Origin of the sequence: Aeromonas sp. QDB56 (assembly GCF_027705505.1) — a bacterium.
GTDB classification, from domain to species: Bacteria; Pseudomonadota; Gammaproteobacteria; order Enterobacterales; family Aeromonadaceae; genus Aeromonas; species Aeromonas caviae.
Genome location: NZ_JAPDBZ010000015.1, coordinates 1 through 24,782 on the forward strand (window position 1 = coordinate 1; position 24,782 = coordinate 24,782).

Here is a 24,782-nt window from a genome sequence, read left to right on the forward strand (position 1 = left end):
GCTCATTGCGGAAAAAGGCCATCCCCACGACGAGCCACAAGACCATATCAGAAGGTAAGCGGCGTCGGCGGATAGTGGCCTTTTCAGACAAGGCGGCAGCGGCAGTAATCCATTCGTCGGGAATATGGTCGGCAAAAATGGCCAGCCGAGCCAGCATGTCGCCAGATGCCTCAACAACATCGTTCAGATCGTTTGCAATAGACATAAAAAATCCGGAACCAGTGATTGGTTCCGGATTGTCCTACAGCAGAAGGATCGGTCAATGGATCCTTAACTGATCAGCATTGCCGCATGTGCGGGCCTTTTGCATGGCATGAAGGGCGGGGCTATTCCCGCTCCTTGACATAGGGGGTGCCGAGGGCCTTGGGGGCCACCGCCTTGCCGATGAAACCGGCCAGCAGGAAGACCGTCAGGATGTAGGGCAGCGCCTCGATGGCCTGCACCGGGATCGGGAAATCGCCGATGCTGACCCCTTGCAGCCGGATGGCGACCGCATCGAGGAAGCCGAACAGCAGACAGGCCGCCATGGCGTTCCAGGGGCGCCACTTGCCGAACACCAGGGCCGCCAGCGCCATGAAGCCCTTGCCCGCGCTCATGTTGGGGATGAACTGGGCGGTCTGGGCCACCGCCAGATAGGTGCCCCCGATCCCCGCCAGCAGGCCGCCGATGATGAGGGCGGTGTAGCGCATGCGCACCACGGAGATGCCTGCGGTGTCGACCGCGGCCGGGGCCTCGCCCACCGCCCGCAGCCGCAGGCCGAAGCGGGTGCGGAACAGCACCCACCAGGCCAGGGGCACGGCGGCGAAGGCCACGTACTCCAGCAGAGAGTGACCGCTCAAGAGCTCGCTGTAGAGCTGGCCGATGACGGGCACGTCATAGAGCTCCTTGGCATAGGGCAGGTCGATGGGGGCGAAGCGTGCCGCACCGGAGAGCGCCGGGGTCTGGCCGCCCTGATCGAACCAGTAGCGCCCCAGGGTCACGGTGAGACCGGCTGCCAGGATGTTGATGGCCATGCCGCTCACCACCTGATCACCCCGGTGGGTGATGGTGGCGAAGCCGTGCAGCAGGGCGAACAGGATGGAGATCCCCACCCCGACCCCCAGCCCAATCCAGGCGGAACCGGTGACGGCGGCGGCCGCCGCACTGGCGAAGGCGGAGGCTAGCAGCTTGCCCTCCAGGGCGATGTTGACCACCCCGGAGCGCTCACAAAACATACCGGCCATGGCCGCCAGGATGAGCGGAGGCGCGGTACGAATGGTCGCGTCCAGCATCAGGATCAGCATTTCGAACATGATCAGGCTCCTTTCACTTGGGCGACCGGGCGGTTGGCAAAGGCCAGATAGGCCTGCTCGATGCGCGGGCGCAGCATGTGCTCCAGGGCGCCGCAGAACAGGATCACCAGACCCTGCAGCACCACGACGATGTTGCGGTCCACCCCGAACTCGAAGCTGAGCTCGGCGCCGCCCTGGTAGAGGAAGCCGAACAGCAGGCTGGCGATGATGACGCCGACCGGGTGGTTGCGGCCCATCAGGGCCACCGCGATGCCGGTGAAGCCGAAGCCTTCCACGAAGTTGAGCTTGATCTGGTGCAGCTCACCCTGCAGCACGTTGAGGGCGAAGAAGCCCGCCAGCATGCCGGAGATCACCATGGCCAGGATCACCACCTTGGGATAGGAGATGCCCGCATAGGCGGAGGCACTCTGGCTCGCACCCACGGAGCGGATCTCGTAGCCCCAGCGGGTATGCCAGATGAAGACCCACACCAGGGCCGCACAGATCAGCGCCCAGAAGAAGCTGATGTTGAGGGGGCTGTTGGGCATGGCGATGCCGAAACCGGCCGCCAGCTCGCTCATCTTCGGCAGCCAGCTCGCCACGGCGAACACCTTGCTCTCGGTGGCCATGGATCCTGGCGGCTTGAAGACGTCGACCAAGAGGTAGGCCATCAGGGAGGCGGCGATGAAGTTGAACATGATGGTGGTGATGACGATGTGGCTGCCCCGCTTGGCTTGCAGCCAGGCCGGGATGAAGGCCCAGGCCGCGCCGAACAGGCCGCCGGCGATGATGGCGAGCGGCAGGAGCAGGGCGAACGGCAGCACGTCCCCGAGCAGCAGACAGACCAGACCGACCCCGAGGCCGCCGATATAGGCCTGCCCCTCACCGCCGATGTTGAACAGGCCGGCGTGGAAGGCCACCGCCACCGCCAGACCGGTGAAGATGAAACCGGTGGCGTAGTAGAGGGTGAAGCCTATCCCCTCGCCGGTGCCGAAGGCGCCGTACCACATGATTTCGGCTGCCTCGATGGGGCTGATGTCGAGGTAATAGAACAGGATGGCCGACACCAGGAAGGCCAGCAGGATATTGACTGCGGGCAGCACGCCCACGGATATCCAGGCAGGAACACGTGCTTGGCTCATGAATGGGCCTCCTTGATATCGTCGGGGACTGGTGTGTTGACCATCATCAGGCCGAATCCGTTACAAGTGGTTGTGACCTTCATGATGTGGCTCCTTGTGATTGGCTTGTCGCCACGTCGTCAGGAACTATGTTCGCCATCATCAGGCCGATGGTGCGTTCATCCGCCCTGGCGCCGTCCAGCTCGCCGACGATGCGGCCATCGGCGATGACCAGAATGCGGTCGGAGAGGCTCATGATCTCGTCCAGCTCCACCGACACCAGCAGCACCGCCTTGCCCTTGTCGCGCATGGCGATGATCTGCTGGTGGATGTACTCGATGGCGCCGATGTCGACGCCCCGGGTCGGCTGGCCGACCAGCAGCACATCCGGGTCCTGCTCCACTTCCCGGGCGATCACCAGCTTCTGCTGGTTGCCGCCGGAGAAGTTGGCGGTCTTGTGCTCCGGGCTCGGCGGGCGCACGTCCCACTTGTCCATCTTGGCCTGGCAATCCTGGCGGATCGCCTCCTTGTCCTGCAGCCAGCCCTTGTTGTACTGGGCACGGCGGTGATAGCCGAGGATGAAGGCCTCTTTCGCCTCGAAGCGGTTGATGAGCCCCATCTTGTGTCTGTCTTCCGGGATGTGGCCGAGGCCGAAGTTGCGCACCTGCTCCGGGTCGGCCGGGTGGCTCTGGCTTACCTCGTGGCGCTGCGCCCCGGCGATGGTGAAGCCGCCCTTGCTGGGCTTGAGGATGCCGCCGAGCATGCTGAGCAGCTCGGACTGGCCGTTGCCGGAGACCCCGGCGATGCCGACCACTTCCCCTGCCCGCACCTCGAAGCTGACGGATTTGACCCGTTCCACCCCGGCGTCATCGACGTAAGAGAGGCCCTCGACCTTGAGCTTGGCCTCGCCCGGCTGGGCGGTGCCCTTGTCGACCTTGAGGCGCACCTTGCGGCCCACCATCAGTTCGGCGAGCTGCTCCTTGTCGGTGTCTTTGGTGGCGACATGGGCCACCATCTCCCCCCGGCGCATGATGGAGACCTGATCCGTGATGGCCAGGATCTCCCGCAGCTTGTGGGTGATGAGGATGACGGTCGCCCCCTGATCCCGCAGCTTTTTCAGCACCTCGAACAGGTGATCCGCCTCTTGCGGGGTCAGTACCCCGGTGGGCTCGTCGAGGATCAGGATGCGGGCACCGCGATAGAGCGCCTTGAGGATCTCGACCCGCTGTTGCAGGCCCACCGGCAGATCCTCGACCTTCTCGTGCAGCGGCACCTCGAGACCATAGTCCCGTGCCAGCTCGCCCAGCAGCTTCTCGGCGGCCGCCAGGCTCTTGCCCAGGCGCCAGCCGTTCTCGGCCCCCAGGATGACGTTTTCCAATACGGTAAAGTTGTTCACCAGCATGAAGTGCTGGTGCACCATGCCCACGCCTGCGGCAATCGCATCTTGGGAGCCATGGGGTTTGAACGGATTCCCGTCGATCAGCATCTCGCCTCTGTCGGCGTGGTAGAAACCGTAAATGATGCTCATCAGGGTCGACTTGCCGGCGCCATTTTCGCCGACGATGCCGTGAATGCTGCCTTTACGAACCTGAAGGTCGATCTGCTTGTTGGCGTACACGTCGCCGAACCGCTTATCGATACCCCTTAATTCGATGGCATAGCGATCTGTCTGGTCCATGATGCAGTCCTTGCGGGTCATGAAGTAGAGACTAAAAACCGGCCCGTGCGGGCCGGTCATCACTGGTTGAGAGTCGTAGCAGGGACTCAGTACTTGCAGGAGTTGTCGCTCATGTAGTCGTGCACCTTGATTTTGCCGGCGATGATGTCGGCCTTGATGCTCTCGACCTTGGCTTTCATTTCCGGGGTGATCAGCTTGGCGTTGTTCTCGTCCAGCGCCCAGTCAACCCCGCCTTCGGCCAGACCCAGGGACTGGATGCCCGGCTTCCAGCTGCCCTTGGCGGCGTCATCCCAGCTCTTGTACGCGGCCAGACCCACGGACTTGACCATGGAGGTCAGCATGGTGCCCGGTTGCAGGTGGTTCTGGTTGGAATCCACACCGATGGCCAGCTTGCCTTCGTCCTTGGCAGCCTGATAGACACCGATCCCGGTGCCACCGGCGGCGGCATAGACCACATCGGCGCCCTTGGCGAACTGGGACTTGGCCAGTTCTGCACCCTTGGCCGGGTCGGCGAAGGCTGCCGGGGTGGAGCCGGTCATGTTCTGATAGACGTCGATCTTCGGATTGATGTACTTGGCGCCTTGCTCATAGCCGCACTGGAACTTGCGGATCAGCGGGATGTCCATGCCGCCCACGAAGCCGACCTTGCCGGTCTTGGAGGCGATGGCTGCCAGGGCACCCACCAGGAAGGAACCTTCATGCTCCTTGAAGATGAGGGACTGGACGTTCGGCTTGTCGACCACCATGTCGATGATGGTGAACTGGGTGTTCGGGAACTCGGTGGCGACTTTCTCTACTGCGGAACCCATGTTGAAGCCGACGGCGACGATGGGGCCGTTGCCACGGCTGGCCAGACGACGCAGGCCCTGCTCGCGCTGGGCTTCGTTCTGGGGTTCGAACTCCTTGACCTTGACGCCTTTGTCCTTGTTGTAGACTTCGACGCCGTTGCGGAACACGGCTTCGTTGAAGGACTTGTCGAATTTGCCTGCGGTGTCATAGATGACGGCGGGCTCGGAGGCTGCCTGGGCGGACAGGGCAGCGAGGGTGAGGGCGGCCACGGTGGCCAGCTTGAGCACTTTAGTCACGATCGTATCCTTGATTGTTATGTGAGGGTCCACAACCTGTCTTGGCAGGTCATAAAGCACGCTGGCTAACTGTAAGTGAGCCAGCCCGTTGGTCAAGGGGATCATAGAGGAAAAACGTTTGCGTTAACGGTTTGAAATATAAGCAAATTGCCTTATAAGTGTTTGTTTTATGGTGTTTTTGCAGAATTAAATTCCGTGATTAATAGGGCTCGATCGACATTTGTGTTTGGATTCATGACGTTAGGCGCAACCGTTTTCCTCCCCTGATGAAAAAACTGGCTTCCATCGGCACCAGCCCTGCGGCCTCATCGACGCCATGTTGGCGGGCGGGCTGGCTGAGCGCCAGGAGGTCCGCCCGAGGTGTGACAGCCCAAGATGGATGGCTTTTTCCCCTCCCAGGGTCGTCGTCTGTGGCCGTTTTTCCTGCTCGCTCGGGGCCTGCGTGATGGCAAGCACACTCATATGGAAATGCATTGGTGTTTGTCATATGGATACGCTAGGTTATACCCGGATTAACTTGGCCCCCGGGATGGGGCCGTATTTTTTACATTTGTTCGGGTGATAAAAATGAAAAAAACGTGCTGAGTATGGCAGTGGCTTGTGTGTTGTCCGGTGTCATGTTGACCGCTTGCGGGGGTGGTGGTGACGATAACGGTGGCGGCAGCAATGGTGGCAACAATGGCGGTGGCACCGACACCGGCAGCAAGCCTCTTCACACTGCCGTCTTCCTGGATTCCGTCGTGGGTGGCCTCGACTATCGGTGCAACGATTACACCGGTGTCACCAATGCCAAGGGTGAATTCCTGTTTGATGATGGCGACACCTGCGAATTCGCATTGGGCAACCAACGCCTGGGGGCGGTGACCCTCAAGGCGGGCAACTCGTTGGTGACCCCTTACACCCTGGCGGGTGACGACAAGGAGAAAGCGATCCGCATTGCGGCATTGCTGCAGACGCTCGACAGCGACAGCAATCCGGAGAACGGCATCACCCTCGACAAGGCGCAGGTCGCGCAACTGGGGATCGTCGAACTGGGTAGCGATGACGCCTTCAACACCTCCCTGGTCGAGGCGCTGAAAACAGCGGGCCTCACCAAGGCCGTCGTCTCTCTGGCTGCGGCGAAAGCCCACCTCTCCGCCACCCTGGCTGGCGTCAATGGCCGCTCCGTGGCGGTCGACAAGGTGCTGAGCGATCTGCAGGGACTGACCGATCTGAAAAACCTGGACGTCGAGAGCAAGTTCAAGGAGTACAAGGAGACCCTGCAGGCCGAGACCGGTGAGAGCGGCAAGGCCGATCGCCAGATCGTGCTGGCCATGCTGACCATGCTGGAGGTGACCAACAACCCCGTGGTGGCTGAACGCCTGGGCTTCACCTCGTCCGCCATTGGCAGTGGTTACAGCACCAGCCTGGCCAAGGTGATGGATGTCATCATCCACACCCCCGGCACCGCCTCCGTGGCGCTCAAAGGTGGCAAGGGATATACCCGTGACGTGGCCAAGCTGATGGGCGCCTATGCCGACAGCCTGGAAAACGTCGCGGCTGCCCTGGCCGATATCCAGGATCCGGATTACAGCGCCACCTATGGCGATGACGATACCGTCACCCTCAACCTCGACGGTGCCAAGGCACTGCGGGCGTCTGCGATGGCGATGGCATCGGCCCTCAACATCGCCGCCTCCTACCAGTACGGTCCGGACAGCGCCTATGTCACCCAGCAGGAAGAAGTGACCTTGCCGCGTATGCACATCAAGGACACCTGGGGCATGCAGCCGACCACCACCTATGAAGAGAGCAGCAGCACCTTCGAGACCCAGTTCAGTCAGCAGGAAATCGAGCCGGATGCGCTGGTGGTGCACGCCGATTTCTTCCGTTTGACCGACGATGCCAAGGCACGGTTGGCCAAGGCCAAGTCGCAGTTGAAGGATGCGGTGAGCCTCGCTCTGACCATCGATCAGAGCAAGCTGGACGAATCGTTGACCCAGGATGAGATCGAGGCCAATGCCGCGACTCTCAAGGAGCTGGCGAACCACTTTGCAGGCACTGTGCCCACTATCCAGTGGGAAAGCATCGAGACCCGATACGTCAATACCGGCATGGGCTGGCAGCCTCAAGAGGTGGGGGTGAAGTACAACATCAATGTGCTGCCGTTCTTCGATGAGATGCTGGATCGCAGTGACATGACCATCAAGGTGACCGGCGGCTGTGATGGCGCCGTGGGGGCGCGGGATGCCGAGCTGTCCAAGGGCATGGGAGAGCCCATGTGTCTCATCACGAGCGACGAGTTCAAGGCACTTGCCCAGAGCGATCGCGGCGCACTGAAGTACATCGGCTGGATGCAGGAAGATCAGGAGAGCCACACCGCCATCTATGCCAAGGGGGTGGGTTATGACTGGTCAACCCAGATGACGCCGGTGGCCGGGTCGACCTTTGACAAGGTATTCGTCTCCTGTACCGACCTGGATGACAACAAGGTCAGCTGTGCCGATCAGCTGTAAACCAGTGGGAGCGCTCCTGACGGGGGCGCTCCTGTTGTGGATGCCGGTGGCACAGGCTGCCGGCATGCTGACGCGCTACACCGATTATCGGGAGCGTGTCTTCGATCGTCAGGGTCAGTTGCAATATCAATTGACCACCCACGAATACTTGCAGCGGATGCCCAGCGGGCGTCCGTCATTGTCCAGTCTGTTTGCGTTGCGAGAGATGCAACGAGCATCACTGCAGCTCAAGCAGGGCACCTTGATGGTGAATGACGTCATCGTGCGCTTCGAGCATGGGCATTATCAGGACGGCATGCTGGTGATGGGGAACACGGAAGTGACCCTGCCTGAGGGCCGCATGCTGGCCGCTTCACTGCGATTTGATCCCGTCCAGCAGGTGCTGGATGCCCCCCGCGCCCGGCTGCTCAGCTTTTCCGGTGAGGTACTGGGCCAATACCGGGACTATCACCGCCCCCTTCGTTGATCCTGCCGGTTGGTCTCTGGCGGCTCAGGCCGTATAATCCCCGCCTGTATAAATAAACAGGAGTGGTGATGGACGTTTCAACCCTGCTCGACGGGCTCAATGACAAGCAAAGAGACGCGGTGGCGGCCCCCCGTTGCAACCTGCTGGTGCTGGCCGGTGCCGGTTCGGGCAAGACCCGGGTGCTGGTGCACCGTATCGCCTGGCTGATGCAGGTGGAACGCTGTTCACCCTTCTCCATCATCGCGGTGACCTTTACCAACAAGGCGGCGGCCGAGATGCGTGGCCGGGTCGAGAAGGTGATCGGTGACGGCGTGCGCGGCATGTGGATCGGCACCTTCCACGGCATCGCCCACCGACTGCTGCGGGCCCACCATCTGGATGCGGGGCTGCCGCAGGATTTCCAGATCCTCGACTCCGACGACCAGTACCGCCTCATTCGCCGGGTGCTCAAGGCGCTCAATCTGGACGAGAAGCACTGGGCCCCGCGCGCCGTGATGGGCTACATCAACGGCAAGAAGGACGAGGGGCTGCGCCCCGGCGACATCGATCTCTACGGCGACCCCGTCACCCGCACCTATCAGCAGATCTACAAGACCTATCAGGAGACCTGCGATCGCTCCGGGCTGGTGGACTTCGCCGAGCTCCTGTTGCGGGCCCACGAGCTGTGGCTCAACAAGCCGCACATCCTCGAGCACTACCGCGACCGCTTCCAGAACATCCTGGTGGACGAGTTCCAGGATACCAACGGCATCCAGTACGCCTGGCTGCGGATGCTGGCGGGCGACACCGGCAAGGTGATGATCGTCGGCGACGATGACCAGTCCATCTACGGCTGGCGCGGCGCCAAGATTGAGAACATCCAGCGTTTCCTGACCGACTATCAGGGGGCGCAGACCATCCGCCTGGAGCAGAACTACCGCTCCACCGCCAACATCCTCAAAGCCGCCAACAGCGTCATCGCCAACAACTCGGAGCGGCTCGGCAAGGAGCTGTGGACCGAAGGGGCCGAGGGCGAGCCGATTTCGCTGTACGCCGCCTTCAACGAGGTGGACGAGGCCCGCTTCGTGGTCGGCCGCCTCAAGGATTGGAAAGAGAAGGGGGGTCTGCTCGCCGACTGCGCCATCCTCTATCGTTCCAACGCCCAGTCGCGGGTGCTGGAAGAGGCGCTGATGCAGGACGCCATGCCCTATCGCATCTACGGCGGCCTGCGCTTCTTCGAGCGCCAGGAAATCAAGGACGCCATGGCCTACCTGCGCCTTATCAACAACCGGGGCGACGACGCCAGTTTCGAGCGGGTGGTCAATACGCCGACCCGCGGCATCGGCGATCGCACCCTCGAGATCTTGCGTATCAACGCCCGCGATCAGGGCCAGAACCTGTGGCAATCGGCCAAGGCACTGCTCAATGACAAGGTGCTGACCGGCCGCGCCGGCAACGCGGTGCGCGGCTTTGTGGATCTCATCGACGCGCTGGAGGAGCAGGTCTCCCTGCTGCCCCTGCACCAGCAGGCGGATATCGCCATCCAGCACTCCGGCCTCAAGGCCATGTATCTGGCGGAAAAAGGCGAGAAATCCCAGGCGCGGGTAGAGAACCTGGACGAACTGGTCACCGCCTGCCGCCAGTACCAGCGCCCGGACGAGCTGGAGGATATGAGCGATCTCTCCGCCTTCCTCGCCCACGCGGCGCTGGAATCCGGCGAGAATCAGGCGGACGAATATGCCGATGCGGTGCAGCTGATGACCCTGCACAGCGCCAAGGGGCTGGAGTTCCCGCTGGTGCTGCTGGTCGGTGTGGAAGAGGGCATGTTCCCCAGCCAGCAATCCACCGAGGAGTCAGGCCGCCTCGAAGAGGAAAGGCGCCTCTGTTACGTCGGCATGACCCGCGCCATGGAGAAGCTCTACATCTGTTATGCGGAGAGCCGCCGCATCTACGGCCGCGAGATGTTCCACAAGCCGAGCCGCTTTATCCGCGAGATGCCCGCCGAGTGTCTGGAAGAGATCCGGCTGCGCACTCAGGTCAGCCGCCCCACCCAGTACGGCCGCTTCAGCCAGAACGAGGTGCAGCAGAGCTTCGACGCCAGCGGCATCAAGCTCGGCCAGCGGGTGCTCCATCCGAAATTCGGGGAAGGAATCGTGCTCAACTTCGAAGGGGTCGGCCAGCAGAGCCGGGTGCAGATCCAGTTCGACGACGTCGGCGCCAAGTGGCTGGTGACGGCCTATGCCCGCCTTGAGGTGCTGTAAGGCGCAGCGCTCCCGCCATCAATACAAAAGGAGCCGTTGGCTCCTTTTTTGTCAGGACTGTAGGTTCGATTAGCGAAGCGTAATCGGACGTTCGCGTCATGGGGAAATTGTGTGCCTGGTTGTTGGCAGCACGGCTGGCGCCGTGCAGGACGCGAGGGCGTTGCCCTCGACAGGGTTTCGCCCGCCCTTCGGGCTTGGGCGAGTAACTTTTCTTTGCGTGGCCAAAGAAAAGTCACCAAAAGAAAGGCCACCCCCGCCAATCCGCTGGCTTCGCCAGTCCCCTCGGGCCAGAGCCAACGTCGAGCGGGACGCCGCAGACGGCACATCCCTGTGCCAACTGCGGCTACGCCATCATCCCTGATGGCGTCCCTGCCGTTGCCTCTGACCCTCGGCGGATTGGAGGGGGATCAAAACCGTGCCCACCTGTGCCTTAGGTGCTTCATTCGATATTCCGGTAAGGAGTGGAACTCAACTTTGAAGGGGTCGGCCAGCAGAGCCGGGTGCAGATCCAGTTCGACGAGGTCGGTGCCAAGTGGCTCGTCACCGCCTACGCGAGATTGGAGGCGCTTTGATTTCTTCCGCCTTTTGAAATAAACAACCCGGCTTAGGGAAGGTGCGAATAAGTCATATGGCACGAGAGCATTTACTGGTAACCCATTGATATTAAATGACTAAAATTTTCATTTTTTGTTCGTGGGATACTTGTTCGCACTTTCCCTAATCATGGGTAATCAGGTTTCGTTTTTCAAGAAATAATAATGCTCTGATTTTTGTGACTTAAGTCCTCTTTCGAGTCACATTCTACTTTGCATTTATGAAAAATCTGGGACACCCATCTTTCTGAGGTGGTCTTGTCTGGTGGGTTAGCCGTGTTGTCACCCAAAGGTGGGTGTCCCAAGATGCTGCTTTGAGGAGGCTGGTAGGGACGGCATACTGCCCCGTCATCAGATGGGAGTCATTAATGTCTAAGTGGATGTCGACACTGTGCCGGCTGGGGTTGTGGTTGTTACGAAAAACGGCGCTGGCGCTGCTGACCAGCCTGCTGTTTATGGTCTCGTTTACCCTGTTCCAATACGCATCCTGGTGGCCTGCACTGGCCGAGGATACGTCTCTCGAATGGAGTGGCTTCTCCCAAGGGCGGACCTTTGCCGAGCTGGCCCCTGCCATGCTGGAGTTCAGCTCCGTGCTCGCCTCTGCTTTCTTGCCCCTGTTTTTGCTGATGCCCCGCCCGCTGTTGCTGCCGCTCTTTGCCGGGCTCTGGTTGTGGCAGACCTATGACCTTGCCTTTATGACGGCAACCGCGTCGACCTGGCTGCCCCACGAGATCATCTGGACCTTTATCCTGCCTTATACCCACTGGCTGCTGCTCACCCTGCTGGCGGCGTTGCTGCTGATCCGCCAGCTCGGCAGGCGACTATTTGCTGACACACAGGCAGGGGGAGCACCCCGGACGGCAAGCGGTAGCCAGGGGGATCGACCGATGACGTGATCGTCCGATTCCGCGATCGTCCGATGACGCTTCGCTAATCGAACCTACACACTGCATACAGGTATCGTGGCCGAGAGGCACAAACTCCAAGCTCCCGCCTGTCTGACTCACCTCAACTGAAACGCCTTGACGAGAAATTCGATAAAGAGCCGTACGTTGCGCGACTGCTCCTTGTGGAAGGGGTAGACGGCGAACAGGGCGTGGGGGTCGGGTTGCCAGTCGGGGAGCAATCTGACCAGGGAGCCGTCCGACAGGTCGTTTGACACGAATTCATCCGGTACCAGGATCACCCCAAGCCCCTGCACCGCCGCCTGTTTCAGGGCGATGCCGTTGTTGGCGCAGAAGCTGGCGGGGGGCAGCTCTACCGCCACGCTCTCCGCGTCCCGAGTGAAGAACCACTTCTTGGGGGAGGAGGAAAGGCTGTAGCGCAGGCAGTTGTGGGCCTTGAGATCCGCCGGGTGGGCGGGCTGGCCCGCCTCCTTCAGGTAATCGGGGGCGGCGCAGAGCACTCGCTGCACCTCGCACAGGGGTTTGGCGCGCAGGGTGGAGTCCTCCAGGGTGCCTGCCCCCCGGATCACCACGTCCAGCCCCTGGTCTACCAGATCCATGTAGGCGTCGCTCAGGATCACCTCGATGCCGATTTCCGGATAGCGGCGCTGGAACGTGCAGACAAGGGGGTTGAGGCGGATCAGCCCGTAGGACATGGGCATGCCGATCCTCAGCCTGCCCCTGGGGGTGAAGGAGGCGGCCATGATGGACTGGTCGGCGGCCTCCAGGCTGTCCAGCACGGCGCATATCTGGCCGTAATAGGCCATGCCCGATTCGGTGACGCTCAGCCGCCTGGTGGTGCGGTTGATCAGCGCAATGCCGAGATAGGCCTCCAGCTCGTTGATGTTCTTGCTGACCGCCGCCTGGGAGAGGCGCAGGTCGTCCGCCGCCGCCCTGAAGGTGCCCATTTCCACCACCCGGCGAAAGACGTTCAGCGCCGTGATCTTGTTCATCCTGCCCCCGTTAATTCACTACTGGTAAATGATGGCGCCATCATTGCGCACTTTTATCACAATAGTGCGGATCCCCGGGGTGTCCACCCCCCATCCCCCGCCAGACAGAGAGTTGCCCGCGGTAGAGCGGCCCGGATCATGGCCCTCCGGGGCGTGGCGGGCCCGGCAGAGACGCAGACGAAAGAGAGGCGATGGGCCCCGGACACCCCTGCCCGTGACGGCAGGCATAGCAGGCATAAAAGCAGGCGGCAGGGCCCGGGCCCCGCCGCCAGATGGCACGCACCGGCTTACTGCACCTTGCCGGGGGCGGGGGGCAGGGTAATGTCGACATCGGCCCAGGGGTTGGTGCCGAGCAGCTGCGCGTGGGGCACGTCCGCCTGGTAGCGCATGGTGAACGCTTTGGGTCCGTGGGCGAAGGCCACCAGCAGCCCCTGCTTTGCATCCATCAACCCGGCGTGCATGCCGAGCCCGTGATAGCTGATCCGCACGGCCTTGTCCTGAAGGCCCACCTTGTCTATCTGGAAGCGGGCGATGCTGCCGTCTTTGAGGGTAAAGCCCCAGCGGAAGGGGCCGCCGCTGACCACCGTCATCACCTCGTCGATGTCGGTGCCGTCTTCTGCGGAGTTGACGTGCATGCGGCCATATTTGCCGAGCACGGCGCTGCGGGTGCGCTCGTCCAGCGCCATCAGGTCATAGACCTTGGGGTAGGGGCCGACGCCGGTCTCCTCGGTGGCGACGCCGCCCCCTTGCACCGCGGGCTCGCGCCCTGCGAGCCTGGCCTGCTCCAGCAGCTCCCCCTGACTCAGGTTGAAGGCCGAGATCAGGGCGCCGTGCTCCGCTTTGGTCAGGGCGCGGCGGTGGGAGGCTTCAAGCAGGGGCCTGGCGGCCTCGGGAATGTCGACGGTGACCACGTTGACGCCGATGGGGTTGAGCGCGTTGTTGACCGCTTCGACGCCGGTCACGGCGGGGCGGCCATCGCTGAACTGCACCGAGACGATGTCACCGGCGAAGGTGTTGAAAGAGAAGGCCGAGGCGAGGGTGCCGGCCAGCAACGGGATAGGGGTGAGTTTCATACAAGACTCCTCGTTAAGGTTCGAGAAGCAGTCTAGGGCGGCGATGTGTTCACTGAAATGACACTCGGATGATATGAAAATTCACTGAAAGTAATGAATCGTGGGGATCAAGAGCCGTCGGCCCGCCCCGGGGGAGATCGCCCTCTGCCAGAGGGTGTGAGCCCGGTTGACGCAACGGGGCCCGGCTTGTGGTATGACTCTGGGCGTTACTCATCAGAACCTGTCGGAGGACGAGACAATGCTGGCGTTGATCACCACGGCGCACCACACCTGCTACCCCAATCCCATCGCCTTTCGGGCCGGTGAGCGGGTGCGCATCGGCCACGAGGACGACGAGTTTCCGGGCTGGGTGCGCACCTTTACCGCAGACGGCAACGAGGGGTGGGCGCCCCTGTCCCTACTGACCCCGATCGGCGCTGAGGAGGCGCAGGCGCGCCAGGACTATACCGCCCGGGAGCTGGACGTGGCGGTGGGGGAGCGGGTACGGGTGGATCGGGAGCTGGCAGGCTGGCTCTGGGTACATAACGAAGCGGGGGGCTCAGGCTGGATACCGGCCAGCTGCATCGCCTCGCCCTCATAAGGTGGCAGCGGCTCGGAGAAGGAGTAGAGCGGAGAGAGAAACCCGGCCAGCGACGGACGTGCGGCCGGGTGAATTGTAAAGAGTAGGGTGACGGAAAACGGATCAGCCTAGTCTAATCAACTCGATGGGGGCGTAGCGCTCCTGGCTGTTCGTCAGCAGCACGCACTTCTCATGTTCCGCCTCATAGGGGCTCAGGTTGTCGGTGTGCGCCTCCTTGAGGGTGTCGACTGCGCCGGTGGCGGCAATCATCACCCGTTGGCCCAGGGTCAGCACATTGCGGTTTCGATCGTAGATCTTCATGGCATTCTCCTTGTGGGATGGGTGCCCCGGCCCGTGCCGGGGCAACGGGCTCCAGACTACGCCCCTCGAAAAACGAGATGCCTGTCACAGATCAAAAAAAGGGGAAAGAGGGACGGGGTATGGCGCGCTGGTCTCGCTGCCCGCCGGTGATCGCCACTGCCTGTCGCAGGGCAGGAAGAGCGCCCCCGCTTTTCATCCCCTCGGGCTCGAACTGCAAGGGGGATGCGCTATAGTGGAGCCGCTCGTTTTACTGCCTTCAACCAACCGAGAATGCATTATGAATCGTGAAATCGCCGCCCAGTTCATCAAGATGCTGACCAACCTGGACCAGTGTCTGGCCAAGGCCGAGGCCCACGCCGAGGCAAAGAAATTCAACGTGGACAACTTCTTCAATGAGCGCCTCATCGTCGATATGCTGCCCCTGAGCAAGCAGGTGCTGATCTGCTGTGACAGCGCCCGCGCCGTGGTGGCCACCGCCAGCCTGAGCGAGCCGCCGGTGCTGGGGGATGATCCCAAGACCATGGCGGATCTGCGCGCCCACGTGGCCAAGACCATCGCCTATCTGCAAGGCAAGCTGGACGCCGATTTCAGCCAGTATGCGAGCGGTCACTACTATCCCTACTGGGCCGGTGGCAAGGGGATGGACGGCCACAGCTGCGTTCACGAGTACGGCATCCCGAACTTCTACTTCCACCTCACCATGACCTATGCCCTGCTGCGCCAGGCCGGGGTGGATCTGGGCAAGCGGGATTACCTGGGCGGTCTGAACCTGCAATAAACCGCGCTTCAGCGACGACAAAGCCTGCCCCCTGGCACAATGCTGTTCAGATAAGCACTTTTTTGACTGATTATTCATAAATTGGATTTGAGTTGAGGGGGCAAGGCTGTGTCCAGTCGATCTTCCTCCAGCCTTTATCCAGCGGGGCTTGCAATAGAAAGAGGGAGGCATCATGCCTCCCTCGCTTTTTTGTCCTGATACTACGTGGACTGGAACTCAAATTCTCTTAAGTGAACAGCATTGTGCCCCCTGGCAGGCTTTGTCGTTTTCGGCCCGGCTCAGCGCCCCAGGTTGTCGGCCAGTTGTTTGGCGCGACTTGCGGCCCACTGATCGATCATCTTCTCCATCTCCTGGGCGGTGATGGGGGAATCCTTGTGGGTGGTGTCCGGGCTCTCGCGAGCGTCCATCACCCGCACCAGCAGCTTGCCGCTCTGGGCGTCGAGCAACTGGGCCATGCTGCCCACCCTGAGCAGATAGGGCTCCTTGCCTATTACCTCGCGGGTGACGTTGATGGCGATCTTGGCGGGCAGCAGATCCCGCAGCTTGGGGTCGGGCCGGGTCAGGTCGAAGTTGGTGATGGCCGCCTGCACCCGCATCACCCCGGGACCGGGTTCGGTAGCCATCTTGACGCCGTGGCTCATCAGCTCCCGCTGGAAGGTGGCGTGGTAGTAGCGGCCGATCTCGTTCTGCTCGTTGGCGGTCAGCAGATACCACTGGCCGTTCTCCTGGCGGATGAACTGCAAGGGATCGAGCAGCACCGCGTGGTACTGGCGCAGATCCACGCCGGGCTCCTTGTAGATGCGCTGGTTGGGGTTGCTTTCACTCTGCTGGAAGGCCGTCAGCGGGATCGCCTGCAGGCTGTGGGTGACCTGGTTCTTCACGGCGCACCCGCCCAGCAGGGCGGCGGCCATGGTCATCATCAAGACTCGTTTCATGGGGGCTCCTGGCGGTGGATGGTCGCTGCAAGGACGCAGCCCGCCCTGCCCACAGAGATACCTGATCAGGCCCCTCTCTCACAAGGGGTATCTATGTGGGGGCCACCGGGGGAGCCCCCGTGTCGGGTCACTCGGCGGGGATCTCGGGCTCCACCAGGGTGGCGAGCTGCATCAGGGACTCCTGCCAGCCGAGGTAGCACATCTCCACCGGGATGACCGCCGGAATACCCGCCTGTTCGATGGCGAGATCGGTGCCGCACAGCACCTGGGTGAGGGTGATGGTGACCTGCATCTCCCCCGGCAGGTTGGGGTCGTCGAAGCGGTCGGTGTAGCGGATGCGCTTGCCCGGCTCTAGCGCGAGATACTCGCCGCCGAAGGCGTGGTGTGGCCGCTGGCGAAGTGGGTGAACGGCATCCTGAACTGGCCGCCGACCCTGGCATCCAGCGCCGCCACCTTGCAGGTGAAGCCATGGGGCGGCAGCCATTTGGCCAGGGCGTCCGGCTCGATAAAGGCTCTGTATACCCGCATCGGTGGGGCCTTGAGTACGCGGTGCAGGGTGACTGTGTTCATGGGGGACTCCTCTTGGCGGCAACAGGGACGGGTCGCAGCAAGGATAGCCGTCATCCCCGTGGCCTGCGGGGGTGCGTCGTCTCCTTTCGCCTGCAGAGAGGATTTTTCGTTTTCTCTTCAAGGAGTTGATCAAGATAGAGGTTATTGTCACCGTTCGCTCATATAATCGCCGCCATGCAAGCGACTCGGAAGGATTCGATGACACAGCTGATGGCGGCCCTGCTGGGGCTGTTTTACGCCAGCCTGATCTGGGCGGCGCCCGTCCCCTTCGTGACGGCCCCCGGCCCCCATGCCACGCAGGGGAGGCTGGAGCCCCTGCTCTCCTGGTTCTCGGGGGAGTTTTCCAGCCAGGAGCAGGCCACCTTCGATGCCCGCTTCACTAGCGCCGAGCTGCGGCTGGTGGAGATCTGGCCCGGGGAGGGCCCCTTTCGCTGGGTCTATGCGGAGCAGTTTCTGACCGAGCGGGCGCAGCGACCGTTTCGCCAGCGCATCTACCGCTTCTCCTCCCTGCCCGATGGCCGCATCCTGATGGCCGAACTGACCATGCCGAGGGCCACGGATTTTGCCGGCGCCTGGCGTCGGCCCGAGCTGCTCGACTCCCTCACCCCGCAGCAACTCTCCCTGCGCGCAGGGTGCGAGATCTGGCTGACCCGCCAGCCGGGCGGGGAGTACAAGGGGCAGACCCGGGTCGGGCATTGCGCCACCGATTTTGGCGGTGCCACCACCCTGGTGCAGTACCTCTGGATCGGCCCGGACAGCGTCCGGTTGTTGGACAGGGCCTATGACAACGGTGCCCATCAGCGCTGGGGCAGCCCGGGGGAGGGTTACGTCTACCTGCGCAAGGGGATGCGGCGCGGGGAGTAGTCGCGCCGTCCGTCAAGGCCCCTCCCTGCTTGCCGCCAACAAGGACGTGCCGGTCAGGCCGCTGGCCAGTGCCCCTGCAGATCCACCAGGATGGAGAGGCTGACCGCGCCAAACAGCAGGCCCGTCATCAGGTTGAGCGGGCGCTGGATGCGGCCGAGCAGGTGCTGGGCGCGGGGGGTGGAGAGGCTCCAGGCCAGGGCGCTGAACCAGACGAGGGAGAGCAGGAACAGCTCCAGGATCAGCAATCCCCGGGTCAGGCCATCCACCTGGGGCGTCACCATGGCGGCCAGCAGTCCCATGAAGAACAGCATCGCCTTGGGGTTGAGCAGATTGGTGGCCAGCCCGCTCTTCACCCCCTTGCGCCAGCCCGGCCGCTCGCCTCCGGCGCGCAGCGCCAGATCCCCGCTTCCCTGCCAGGCCGCTTTCAGCGTCCCCCAGCCCAGCCAGCCCAGATAGAGGGCACCCACCAGTTTCACGGCGAGAAAGAGCCAGGGCTGGCTTGCGATCAGCAGGCTGATGCCGGTCAGGCTCAGGGTGGCGTGGAGCAGGATGGCGAGGGCGATGCCAAGGGCCGCTCCGAGGGCGGTGGGCCTGTGCAGGCTGGTGCGCAGGATGAGTGCGAAATCCGGGCCCGGGCTCGCCAGGGCGACGAGGTGGACGAGACCCAGGGTCAGAAACAGGCTGGTGAACATAAAAGACCTCCGACAGCGGTATGGAGGTGACAGCATGGGGCAGGACGGGGGACGGGAGATTGTAAAAGATTGCAGCGGCGACGATTCAGGCGGGTAGCATCTGCTGGCGATACTCCGCCGGGGTGAGCCCGAAGGCCTGACGAAAACCGTGGTGGAAGTGGCTCTGATCGAAGAAGCCCACCGCCAGTGCCACTTCGCTCACCGGCAGACCGCTGCCGAGCAGGCGCTTGCCCTGTTCGAGGCGCAGCCGCTTGAGCCAGGCATAGGGGGTCATGCCGGTCTTCTTCTTGAACTGACGCAGGAAGGCGAAGCGATCCAGCCCGAACAGGGCGGCCAGGTCCTCCAGGGTGTGGCGCTCGTCCAGCCGGGCCAGCAGATGGTCGCGCAGGAACCTGAGCTGGGGATCCGCCAGGGCGTGGCGCTCGGGGGCGAGCCGGAACAGTTCGCCCAGCAGGGCCAGCAACTGGCTCTCCGCCAGCAGGCCGTCGGGGGCTGGGCCGTCCAGGTGCATGTGCAGTCGGGCAAAGCCCTGATAGAGGTCGGGGCGGCTCTGCAATCCCTGGTGGAAAAAGGGCTCGGGGTGCTCCGGCAGCCAGCGGGCCAGCTGCTCGGGGGCGATGGAGAAGACCCGCACTTCGTACCCTTCCGGCAGCAGGCTTAGGCCGTCGTGCATCTCGTCCGGGTTGACGGTGGAGAGTTCGCCGCGCACCAGGTTGTGGCTGTTCCCCTTGTGGATGAACTTCTGGCCGCCCCGCTGCACCAGACCGATGTGGTAGTCCAGATGCACGTGGCGGCCATAGCTGAACTCCCTGTGGTGGGAGTGGGAGAGTTCAACCCCCGGCAGCAGCCGGGATTGCCAGTAGTGGATGCGGGATTGGGGTGCGTTCATCCCCTATTGATACCCCGAAAGCGGCCCCGTGGCTTGTAGATTATTGCGCTGGCGCCTCAGCCGACCTCCTGGCGCCGCTTGCCGCTGCGCAGGCCATCCAGGCTGAACAGCACCAGGGCGCTCCAGATGCAGCCAAAGGTGATCATCTTGTCCAGCGCCAGCGCCTCGCCATACAGGGTCACCGCCAGGATGAACATCAGGCTGGGGCCTATGTACTGGAAGAAGCCCAGGGTGGAGAGCTTGAGCCGGGTGGCCGCCGCGGTGAAGCAGAGCAGGGGGGCCGTGGTGACGGCGCCCGCGGCGATGAGCAGCAGGTTCAGGTGCCAGTCATTCTGGGTGAGGTGGCTGGTGGGGCTGTCGGCGATGCCCCACAGATAGAAGGCGGCTGGCGGCAGCATGATCAGGGTCTCGATGAGCAGGCCGGTGAGGGCGTCCAGGGCCAGTTTCTTGCGAATGAGGCCGTAGATGGCGAAGCTCGAGGCCAGCACCAGGGCTATCCAGGGCAGGGAACCGAAGGCGATGAGCTGGACGGCGACACCGACAAAGGCGAGCCCTACCGCCCACCACTGCAGGCGGCGCAGCTTCTCGCTCAGAAACACCATGCCGAGCAGCACGTTGAACAGAGGGTTGATGTAGTAGCCCAGGCTCGCATCCAGCATGTGGCCGTTGTTGATGGCCCAGATGAACAGCAGCCAGTTGCCGCCGACGGTGACGGAGGTGAAGGCCAGGGTGAGCAGCACCTTGGGCTGGCGCAGCACCGCCTGCACCTTGTGCCACTGGCGTCCGAGCAGCACCAGCACCATCAGCAGGGCGCAGGACCAGATCATGCGGTGGGTCAGGATCTCGGCGGCCGGCACGGCGGAGAGGGACTTGAAGTAGATGGGTGCCAGGCCCCAAAGGGTGTAGGCGCCGAGGGCATAGAGGACGCCCTGGCGCTGGATCTGTTGTTGCATGCGGATAACCTTCACTGGAGTGCGGATGTCGGGAAACATCGCAAAAAGTCAGTGTAGCGATCCTTTTGCAGGGAAAGAAGACAATAAATGGGTCTGACGGGATTTTAACAGCAGGAGCGACTTCAGCGACCGCCCCCGCGGCGGATCTTCTCCACGTCCATCAGCAGCCACAGCATGAGGGCGATGGCGGAGATCCAGGGGCCCCAGGTGACATAGGCTTCCCCCTGACCCAGCACGAAGAACAACAGCGGCAGTCCCACCACCAGAAACAGTACACTTCCCAGAAAAAACAGCATTTTTATCTTTAAATTTAATGGCTTGCTATTTGACGATTATATCGATTGAGCGAGGGGATAAAAGAGTAAAAATGAGAAAGGGGGATTTCTCCCCCCTGTTTTGTTGATAAGCGTCATTTATGACGTTATTCGAGCTGGATCCAGGTGCTTTTCAGCTCGGTGTACTTCTCCAGGGCGTGCAGGGACTTGTCGCGCCCGTTGCCGGACTGCTTGAAGCCGCCAAACGGCATGGTCATGTCGCCGCCATCCCAGTTGTTGACGAAGACGGTGCCGGCGCGCAGGGCGCGGGAGCCCTTCACCGCCTGGTTGAGATCCGCCGTCCAGATCGCCGCGGCCAGGCCGTAGTCGGTGTCGTTGCCAAGGGCGATGGCCTCTTCCAGGGTGTCGAAGCCGGTCACCGCCAGCACGGGGCCGAAGATCTCCTCGCGGAAGATGCGCATCGTCGGGGTCACGTCGTCGAAGATGGTGGGTTCGATGTAGTAGCCTCCTTCCTCGGGCTGGGTGCGCTTGCCCCCCAGCAGCAGCTTGGCGCCCTCCTGCTGGCCGATGGCGATGTAGTTGAGCACCTGCTCCATCTGGATGTGGTCCACCATGGCGCCGATGCGGGTGGTGGGGTCGAGCGGGTTGGCCGAGATCCATTCGCGGGCGTGGGCCAGCAGCCGCTCCATGAACTGGGGCTTGATGCTGTTTTGCACCAGCAGGCGGGAGGCGGCGGTGCACACTTCCCCCTGGTTGTAGAAGATGGCTCCGACGGCGCTGCGGGCGGCGGCGTCCAGATCCGGCGCATCCGCCAGCACGATGTTGGGACTCTTGCCGCCGCACTCCATGAAGGCGCGCTTGAGGTTGGACTTGCCGGAGCACTGCACCAGATGCTTGCCGATCTTGGTGGAGCCGGTGAAGGTGATGCAGTCCACGTCCATGTGCATGGCCAGCGCCTCACCCACTGTATGGCCGAAGCCCGGCAGCACGTTGAACACCCCGTCCGGGATGCCCGCTTCCTTGGCAATGCCCGCGATGCGCAGGGCGGTGAGGGGGGACTTCTCGGAGGGTTTCAGGATCACCGAGTTGCCGGTGGCGAGCGCCGGGCCCAGCTTCCAGCAGGCCATCACCAGGGGGAAGTTCCAGGGCACGATGGCAGCCACGACACCGAGGGGCTCGCGGGTCACCAGGGCCAGGGCGGACTCTTCCACCGGGGCGACCTGATCGTAGATCTTGTCTATCGCCTCGGCGTTCCAGGCGATGCAGTTCGCGGCGGCGGGGGCGTCATACCCCATGGCGTCGCCGATGGGCTTGCCCATATCCAGCGACTCCAGCAGTGCCAGCTCCACTAGGTTCAGGCGCATCAGCTCGGCGAAGCGCTGCATGATGAGCTTGCGCTGCTTGGGAGAGAGGCCGCACCAGCGCTTGTCGTCGAAGGCGGCACGGGCCGCCTTGACCGCCAGCTCGGCATCGGCGGCGTCGCAGGAGGCGACCCTGGTCAGCAGTTGGCCGTTGGCCGGGTTGATGCAATCGAAGGTGGCGCCGTTGACGGCATCCCGGTAGGTGCCGTCGATAAAGGCTTGCGAGGGCAGGGTCAGATGGGCGGCCTTGTGTTGCCACTGGGCCAGGGTCAGGTCACTCATGTTCACTCCTTGAACCGGCAGAAAGTCAGTCTCCGCGTATCAATATGCTAAACATCCTGCCGCTTGTAAATCCATCTTGTAACAATTCATTAAACACTGACCCCGAACAACCCGGGCCAACGGCGGGGCAAACCGGGCGCCCTGGCCTGTGGTGTCGGGGGTCGCGCGGCGGGGCGGGAGCCCGTGTCGCTGGCCTGATCCCCGGGTCGGGCAGGGGTGGATCCCGGCGGGCTGTTCCGGGAGAAGGCCCGTCAGAAGCTGGCGGGCGTGTTGGCCGAGATCAGCACGCACTCCTGATCCCCCACGTTGCGAAAACGGTGGGGGGTGCGGCTGTCGAAGTAGTAGCCATCCCCCGGTGCCAGCAGGTGAACCTGCTCGCCCACGGTGACTTCCACCTGACCCCGGATGACGATGCCGCACTCTTCCCCTTCGTGACTAAGCATGTCGTCACCGGTGTCGGCGCCCGGGGGCAGTATCTCCTGCATCATGCCGATGGCGCGGTTGGCGCGGCTGTGACCCACCAGACGGTAGCTGATGGGGTGGGTGCCGAGATCCGGCATGTCGTCCGCACGGAAGATCACCTCGGAATCCATCTCCGTCTCGTCGGTGAAGAAGCTGGCCAATGACATGGGGATGCCTTCCAGCACCTTGCGCAGGGAGGCCACCGAGGGGCTCACCTGATTTTTCTCGATCTGGGAGATAAAGCCGTTGGTCACACCGGAGCGTTTTGCCAGCTCGCGCTGGGAGAGGGCCGCCTTGGTGCGAACCGCCTTGAGGCGGTGACCGATATCCATCGATAGACACTCCTTGACTGTTTACTATTATTAAAATTGTGTTAAATATCTTATACCACCCCTGAGGGGTGACACCAAGCCGGGCGATAAAAGCCCTTTTTTATGGATTCAGGTGTTTAATTTAATAGGCATGAGCCGGGTGTTACTAAACGCCTTAAGGATGAGGTGACCATGAAACCTGTCAGCGACATCAATACCCCCGACATGTCCGCATTCTGGATGCCGTTCACCGCCAACCAGCAGTTCAAGGCGGCGCCGCGCATCCTGAAGTCGGCAGAGGGGATGTATTATCACTCAGAGGATGGCCGCAAGATACTGGATGGCACTGCCGGACTCTGGTGTTGCAACGCAGGCCATGGTCGGCGCGAGATCGCCGAGGCGGTCTCCCAGCAGATCTCCCACCTCGATTTTGCCCCCACCTTCCAGATGGGCCACCCCCTGCCGTTCGAGCTGGCCAACCGGCTGGTGGAGATCGCCCCCAAGGGATTCGGTCACGTCTTCTATACCAACTCCGGATCGGAGTCCGTGGACACCGCGCTCAAGATTGCGCTGGCCTGGCAGCGGGCTCGCGGCCAGGGGACCCGTACCCGGCTCATCGGCCGCGAGCGCGGCTACCACGGGGTGGGTTTTGGCGGCATCTCGGTGGGGGGCATTCCCGGCAACCGCAAGTGGTTCGGCTCCCTGCTGACCGGGGTGGATCATCTGCCCCACACCCTCAACATAGGGAAAAATGCGTTCACCAAGGGATTGCCAGCAGAAGACCTCACCCTGGCCGATGAACTGGAGAAGATTGTTTTTCTGCACGACGCCAGCAACATCGCGGCGGTCATCGTCGAGCCCATCGCCGGCAGCACCGGGGTCATCATGCCCCCCAAGGGCTATCTCAAGCGGCTGCGGGAGATCTGTACCAAACACGGCATCCTGCTGATTTTTGACGAGGTGATCACCGGTTTCGGCCGCCTCGGCTCCCCCTTCGCCGCCCAGGAGTTCGACGTCATCCCCGATATGATCACTTGTGCCAAGGGGCTCACCAACGGCGCCATCCCCATGGGGGCCGTGCTGGTACAGAACCACATCTATGACGACATGATGGCGGCGGGCAAGGGGGCCATCGAGCTGTTCCACGGCTACACCTACTCCGGCCACCCGGTGGCCGCGGCGGCGGGTTTGGCGACCCTCGAGATCTACCGGAGCGAAAATCTGCTGACCCGGGCGGCCGAGCTGGCGGGCTACTGGGAGGAGGCGGCCCATTCCCTCAAGGGCTGCAAGCACGTGAAGGATGTGCGCAACTACGGCCTGGTGGCGGGCATCGAGCTCGAATCTATGCCCGATGCGCCGGGCAAGCGCGCCTACGAGGTGTTCGTGCGCTGTTTCGAGAAGGGGGCGCTGATCCGGGTGACCGGCGACATCATCGCCCTGTCGCCGCCCCTCATCATCGAGCGCAGCCAGATCGACGATCTCTTCACCCTGCTGCAGGACGCCCTGCAGGCCCAGGACTGACCCCCACATCACACAGGATGGCGCTCGTCCCGGGCGTCATCCCCCTGTGCTGCCCCGGCGCGGCGAGGGGAGGACGGATGACCCATCACG

General features: G+C 62.7%; 24 protein-coding genes and 1 pseudogene. 9 read left to right on the forward strand and 16 right to left on the reverse strand.

Annotation, left to right across the window (positions count from 1 at the left end):
- From OKB81_RS04070 to OKB81_RS04090, 5 genes are all read right to left on the reverse strand, one after another.
- Positions 1-205: transposase domain-containing protein (locus tag OKB81_RS04070; RefSeq protein ID WP_270666259.1), on the reverse strand; the 205-nt coding region annotated here is incomplete at its 3' end.
- A 121-nt stretch (positions 206-326) separates the two neighbouring features.
- Complete coding sequence (locus OKB81_RS04075; RefSeq protein WP_010672471.1) at positions 327-1,292, reverse strand: ABC transporter permease; 966 nt, start codon at positions 1,290-1,292, stop codon at positions 327-329.
- A gap of 2 nt (positions 1,293-1,294) precedes the next feature.
- Positions 1,295-2,413: an ABC transporter permease gene (locus tag OKB81_RS04080; RefSeq protein WP_104455072.1), complete on the reverse strand. Its 1,119-nt coding sequence runs from the start codon at positions 2,411-2,413 to the stop codon at positions 1,295-1,297.
- A gap of 79 nt (positions 2,414-2,492) precedes the next feature.
- Positions 2,493-4,070, reverse strand: coding sequence for an ABC transporter ATP-binding protein (locus tag OKB81_RS04085; RefSeq protein ID WP_103857800.1), 1,578 nt, complete (start codon positions 4,068-4,070; stop codon positions 2,493-2,495).
- An 86-nt stretch (positions 4,071-4,156) separates the two neighbouring features.
- The gene (locus OKB81_RS04090) at positions 4,157-5,155 is read right to left on the reverse strand and encodes a BMP family lipoprotein (protein ID WP_041212138.1); all 999 of its coding nucleotides are present in this window, start codon (positions 5,153-5,155) and stop codon (positions 4,157-4,159) included.
- A gap of 578 nt (positions 5,156-5,733) precedes the next feature.
- On the opposite strand from OKB81_RS04090, the gene OKB81_RS04095 reads away from it, so the two are divergent.
- The 5 genes from OKB81_RS04095 to OKB81_RS04115 all read left to right on the forward strand — a co-directional run bounded on the left by OKB81_RS04095 (position 5,734) and on the right by OKB81_RS04115 (position 11,845).
- The gene (locus tag OKB81_RS04095; protein WP_270668510.1) at positions 5,734-7,650 is read left to right on the forward strand and encodes a hypothetical protein; all 1,917 of its coding nucleotides are present in this window, start codon (positions 5,734-5,736) and stop codon (positions 7,648-7,650) included.
- Complete coding sequence (locus tag OKB81_RS04100; protein WP_128318463.1) at positions 7,634-8,116, forward strand: hypothetical protein; 483 nt, start codon at positions 7,634-7,636, stop codon at positions 8,114-8,116. Before OKB81_RS04095 ends, OKB81_RS04100 begins: the two co-directional genes overlap by 17 nt.
- Before the next feature lie 68 nt (positions 8,117-8,184).
- Positions 8,185-10,356 carry a DNA helicase II gene (gene uvrD, locus OKB81_RS04105; protein WP_160837030.1) on the forward strand — a complete coding sequence of 724 codons (2,172 nt, stop codon included), beginning with the start codon at positions 8,185-8,187 and terminating at the stop codon, positions 10,354-10,356.
- A gap of 461 nt (positions 10,357-10,817) precedes the next feature.
- Complete coding sequence (locus OKB81_RS04110; RefSeq protein ID WP_160837028.1) at positions 10,818-10,928, forward strand: DNA helicase II; 111 nt, start codon at positions 10,818-10,820, stop codon at positions 10,926-10,928.
- Between the two features lie 389 nt (positions 10,929-11,317).
- Positions 11,318-11,845: a hypothetical protein gene (locus OKB81_RS04115; RefSeq protein WP_270805130.1), complete on the forward strand. Its 528-nt coding sequence runs from the start codon at positions 11,318-11,320 to the stop codon at positions 11,843-11,845.
- Between the two features lie 107 nt (positions 11,846-11,952).
- Here the strand turns inward: OKB81_RS04115 and OKB81_RS04120 are convergent, their stop codons facing one another.
- Complete coding sequence (locus OKB81_RS04120) at positions 11,953-12,846, reverse strand: LysR family transcriptional regulator (protein ID WP_160837026.1); 894 nt, start codon at positions 12,844-12,846, stop codon at positions 11,953-11,955.
- A gap of 287 nt (positions 12,847-13,133) precedes the next feature.
- A complete protein-coding gene (locus OKB81_RS04125) occupies positions 13,134-13,919 on the reverse strand; it encodes a hypothetical protein (RefSeq protein WP_160837024.1) in 786 nt (261 codons plus the stop codon).
- Positions 13,920-14,157: 238 nt separating this feature from the next.
- Between OKB81_RS04125 and OKB81_RS04130 the strand changes: the two genes are divergently transcribed.
- Complete coding sequence (locus OKB81_RS04130) at positions 14,158-14,499, forward strand: SH3 domain-containing protein (RefSeq protein WP_134996681.1); 342 nt, start codon at positions 14,158-14,160, stop codon at positions 14,497-14,499.
- Between the two features lie 102 nt (positions 14,500-14,601).
- Here the strand turns inward: OKB81_RS04130 and ydfZ are convergent, their stop codons facing one another.
- The gene (gene ydfZ, locus OKB81_RS04135) at positions 14,602-14,799 is read right to left on the reverse strand and encodes a putative selenium delivery protein YdfZ (RefSeq protein WP_043153571.1); all 198 of its coding nucleotides are present in this window, start codon (positions 14,797-14,799) and stop codon (positions 14,602-14,604) included.
- Between the two features lie 277 nt (positions 14,800-15,076).
- Here ydfZ and OKB81_RS04140 point away from each other — a divergent pair, with 277 nt between their 5' ends.
- The gene (locus OKB81_RS04140) at positions 15,077-15,577 is read left to right on the forward strand and encodes a DUF1993 domain-containing protein (RefSeq protein ID WP_042864615.1); all 501 of its coding nucleotides are present in this window, start codon (positions 15,077-15,079) and stop codon (positions 15,575-15,577) included.
- Between the two features lie 278 nt (positions 15,578-15,855).
- Here the strand turns inward: OKB81_RS04140 and OKB81_RS04145 are convergent, their stop codons facing one another.
- Both OKB81_RS04145 and OKB81_RS04150 read right to left on the reverse strand, forming a co-directional pair.
- Entirely contained in the window at positions 15,856-16,512 is a 657-nt protein-coding gene (locus OKB81_RS04145; RefSeq protein ID WP_160837022.1) for a DUF3313 domain-containing protein, read from the reverse strand.
- Between the two features lie 127 nt (positions 16,513-16,639).
- Positions 16,640-17,082: pseudogene (locus OKB81_RS04150) on the reverse strand (SRPBCC family protein).
- 198 nt (positions 17,083-17,280) lie between these two features.
- On the opposite strand from OKB81_RS04150, the gene OKB81_RS04155 reads away from it, so the two are divergent.
- Positions 17,281-17,946, forward strand: coding sequence for a chromophore lyase CpcT/CpeT (locus tag OKB81_RS04155; protein ID WP_039039529.1), 666 nt, complete (start codon positions 17,281-17,283; stop codon positions 17,944-17,946).
- Positions 17,947-17,999: 53 nt separating this feature from the next.
- Here OKB81_RS04155 and OKB81_RS04160 read toward each other — a convergent pair whose 3' ends face one another.
- The 6 genes from OKB81_RS04160 to OKB81_RS04185 form a co-directional block, all read right to left on the reverse strand.
- Positions 18,000-18,638: a LysE family translocator gene (locus OKB81_RS04160; protein WP_160837020.1), complete on the reverse strand. Its 639-nt coding sequence runs from the start codon at positions 18,636-18,638 to the stop codon at positions 18,000-18,002.
- 85 nt (positions 18,639-18,723) lie between these two features.
- Complete coding sequence (locus tag OKB81_RS04165; protein ID WP_010672489.1) at positions 18,724-19,527, reverse strand: AraC family transcriptional regulator; 804 nt, start codon at positions 19,525-19,527, stop codon at positions 18,724-18,726.
- A 56-nt stretch (positions 19,528-19,583) separates the two neighbouring features.
- Positions 19,584-20,480, reverse strand: a complete 897-nt coding sequence (gene rarD, locus OKB81_RS04170; protein ID WP_039039527.1) for an EamA family transporter RarD — start codon at positions 20,478-20,480, stop codon at positions 19,584-19,586.
- 122 nt (positions 20,481-20,602) lie between these two features.
- Positions 20,603-20,776 carry a hypothetical protein gene (locus OKB81_RS04175; RefSeq protein WP_010672491.1) on the reverse strand — a complete coding sequence of 58 codons (174 nt, stop codon included), beginning with the start codon at positions 20,774-20,776 and terminating at the stop codon, positions 20,603-20,605.
- Positions 20,777-20,901: 125 nt separating this feature from the next.
- Complete coding sequence (locus OKB81_RS04180) at positions 20,902-22,398, reverse strand: aldehyde dehydrogenase (protein WP_160837018.1); 1,497 nt, start codon at positions 22,396-22,398, stop codon at positions 20,902-20,904.
- A 251-nt stretch (positions 22,399-22,649) separates the two neighbouring features.
- The gene (locus tag OKB81_RS04185; RefSeq protein ID WP_010672493.1) at positions 22,650-23,192 is read right to left on the reverse strand and encodes a cupin domain-containing protein; all 543 of its coding nucleotides are present in this window, start codon (positions 23,190-23,192) and stop codon (positions 22,650-22,652) included.
- 171 nt (positions 23,193-23,363) lie between these two features.
- On the opposite strand from OKB81_RS04185, the gene OKB81_RS04190 reads away from it, so the two are divergent.
- A complete protein-coding gene (locus tag OKB81_RS04190) occupies positions 23,364-24,692 on the forward strand; it encodes an aspartate aminotransferase family protein (RefSeq protein ID WP_045522440.1) in 1,329 nt (442 codons plus the stop codon).
- Positions 24,693-24,782: the final 90 nt, after the last annotated feature.

Coding starts and splice junctions, on each gene's coding strand:
- ydfZ (WP_043153571.1), bottom strand. CDS start 14,799: ATGAAGATCTACGATCGAAACCGCAATGTGCTGACCCTGGGCCAACGG.
- OKB81_RS04165 (WP_010672489.1), bottom strand. CDS start 19,527: ATGAACGCACCCCAATCCCGCATCCACTACTGGCAATCCCGGCTGCTG.
- OKB81_RS04160 (WP_160837020.1), bottom strand. CDS start 18,638: ATGTTCACCAGCCTGTTTCTGACCCTGGGTCTCGTCCACCTCGTCGCC.
- OKB81_RS04180 (WP_160837018.1), bottom strand. CDS start 22,398: ATGAGTGACCTGACCCTGGCCCAGTGGCAACACAAGGCCGCCCATCTG.
- OKB81_RS04080 (WP_104455072.1), bottom strand. CDS start 2,413: ATGAGCCAAGCACGTGTTCCTGCCTGGATATCCGTGGGCGTGCTGCCC.
- OKB81_RS04115 (WP_270805130.1), top strand. CDS start 11,318: ATGTCTAAGTGGATGTCGACACTGTGCCGGCTGGGGTTGTGGTTGTTA.
- OKB81_RS04185 (WP_010672493.1), bottom strand. CDS start 23,192: ATGGATATCGGTCACCGCCTCAAGGCGGTTCGCACCAAGGCGGCCCTC.
- OKB81_RS04140 (WP_042864615.1), top strand. CDS start 15,077: ATGAATCGTGAAATCGCCGCCCAGTTCATCAAGATGCTGACCAACCTG.
- OKB81_RS04130 (WP_134996681.1), top strand. CDS start 14,158: ATGCTGGCGTTGATCACCACGGCGCACCACACCTGCTACCCCAATCCC.
- OKB81_RS04190 (WP_045522440.1), top strand. CDS start 23,364: ATGAAACCTGTCAGCGACATCAATACCCCCGACATGTCCGCATTCTGG.
- OKB81_RS04085 (WP_103857800.1), bottom strand. CDS start 4,070: ATGGACCAGACAGATCGCTATGCCATCGAATTAAGGGGTATCGATAAG.
- OKB81_RS04145 (WP_160837022.1), bottom strand. CDS start 16,512: ATGAAACGAGTCTTGATGATGACCATGGCCGCCGCCCTGCTGGGCGGG.
- rarD (WP_039039527.1), bottom strand. CDS start 20,480: ATGCAACAACAGATCCAGCGCCAGGGCGTCCTCTATGCCCTCGGCGCC.
- OKB81_RS04175 (WP_010672491.1), bottom strand. CDS start 20,776: ATGCTGTTTTTTCTGGGAAGTGTACTGTTTCTGGTGGTGGGACTGCCG.
- uvrD (WP_160837030.1), top strand. CDS start 8,185: ATGGACGTTTCAACCCTGCTCGACGGGCTCAATGACAAGCAAAGAGAC.
- OKB81_RS04075 (WP_010672471.1), bottom strand. CDS start 1,292: ATGTTCGAAATGCTGATCCTGATGCTGGACGCGACCATTCGTACCGCG.
- OKB81_RS04125 (WP_160837024.1), bottom strand. CDS start 13,919: ATGAAACTCACCCCTATCCCGTTGCTGGCCGGCACCCTCGCCTCGGCC.
- OKB81_RS04155 (WP_039039529.1), top strand. CDS start 17,281: ATGACACAGCTGATGGCGGCCCTGCTGGGGCTGTTTTACGCCAGCCTG.
- OKB81_RS04120 (WP_160837026.1), bottom strand. CDS start 12,846: ATGAACAAGATCACGGCGCTGAACGTCTTTCGCCGGGTGGTGGAAATG.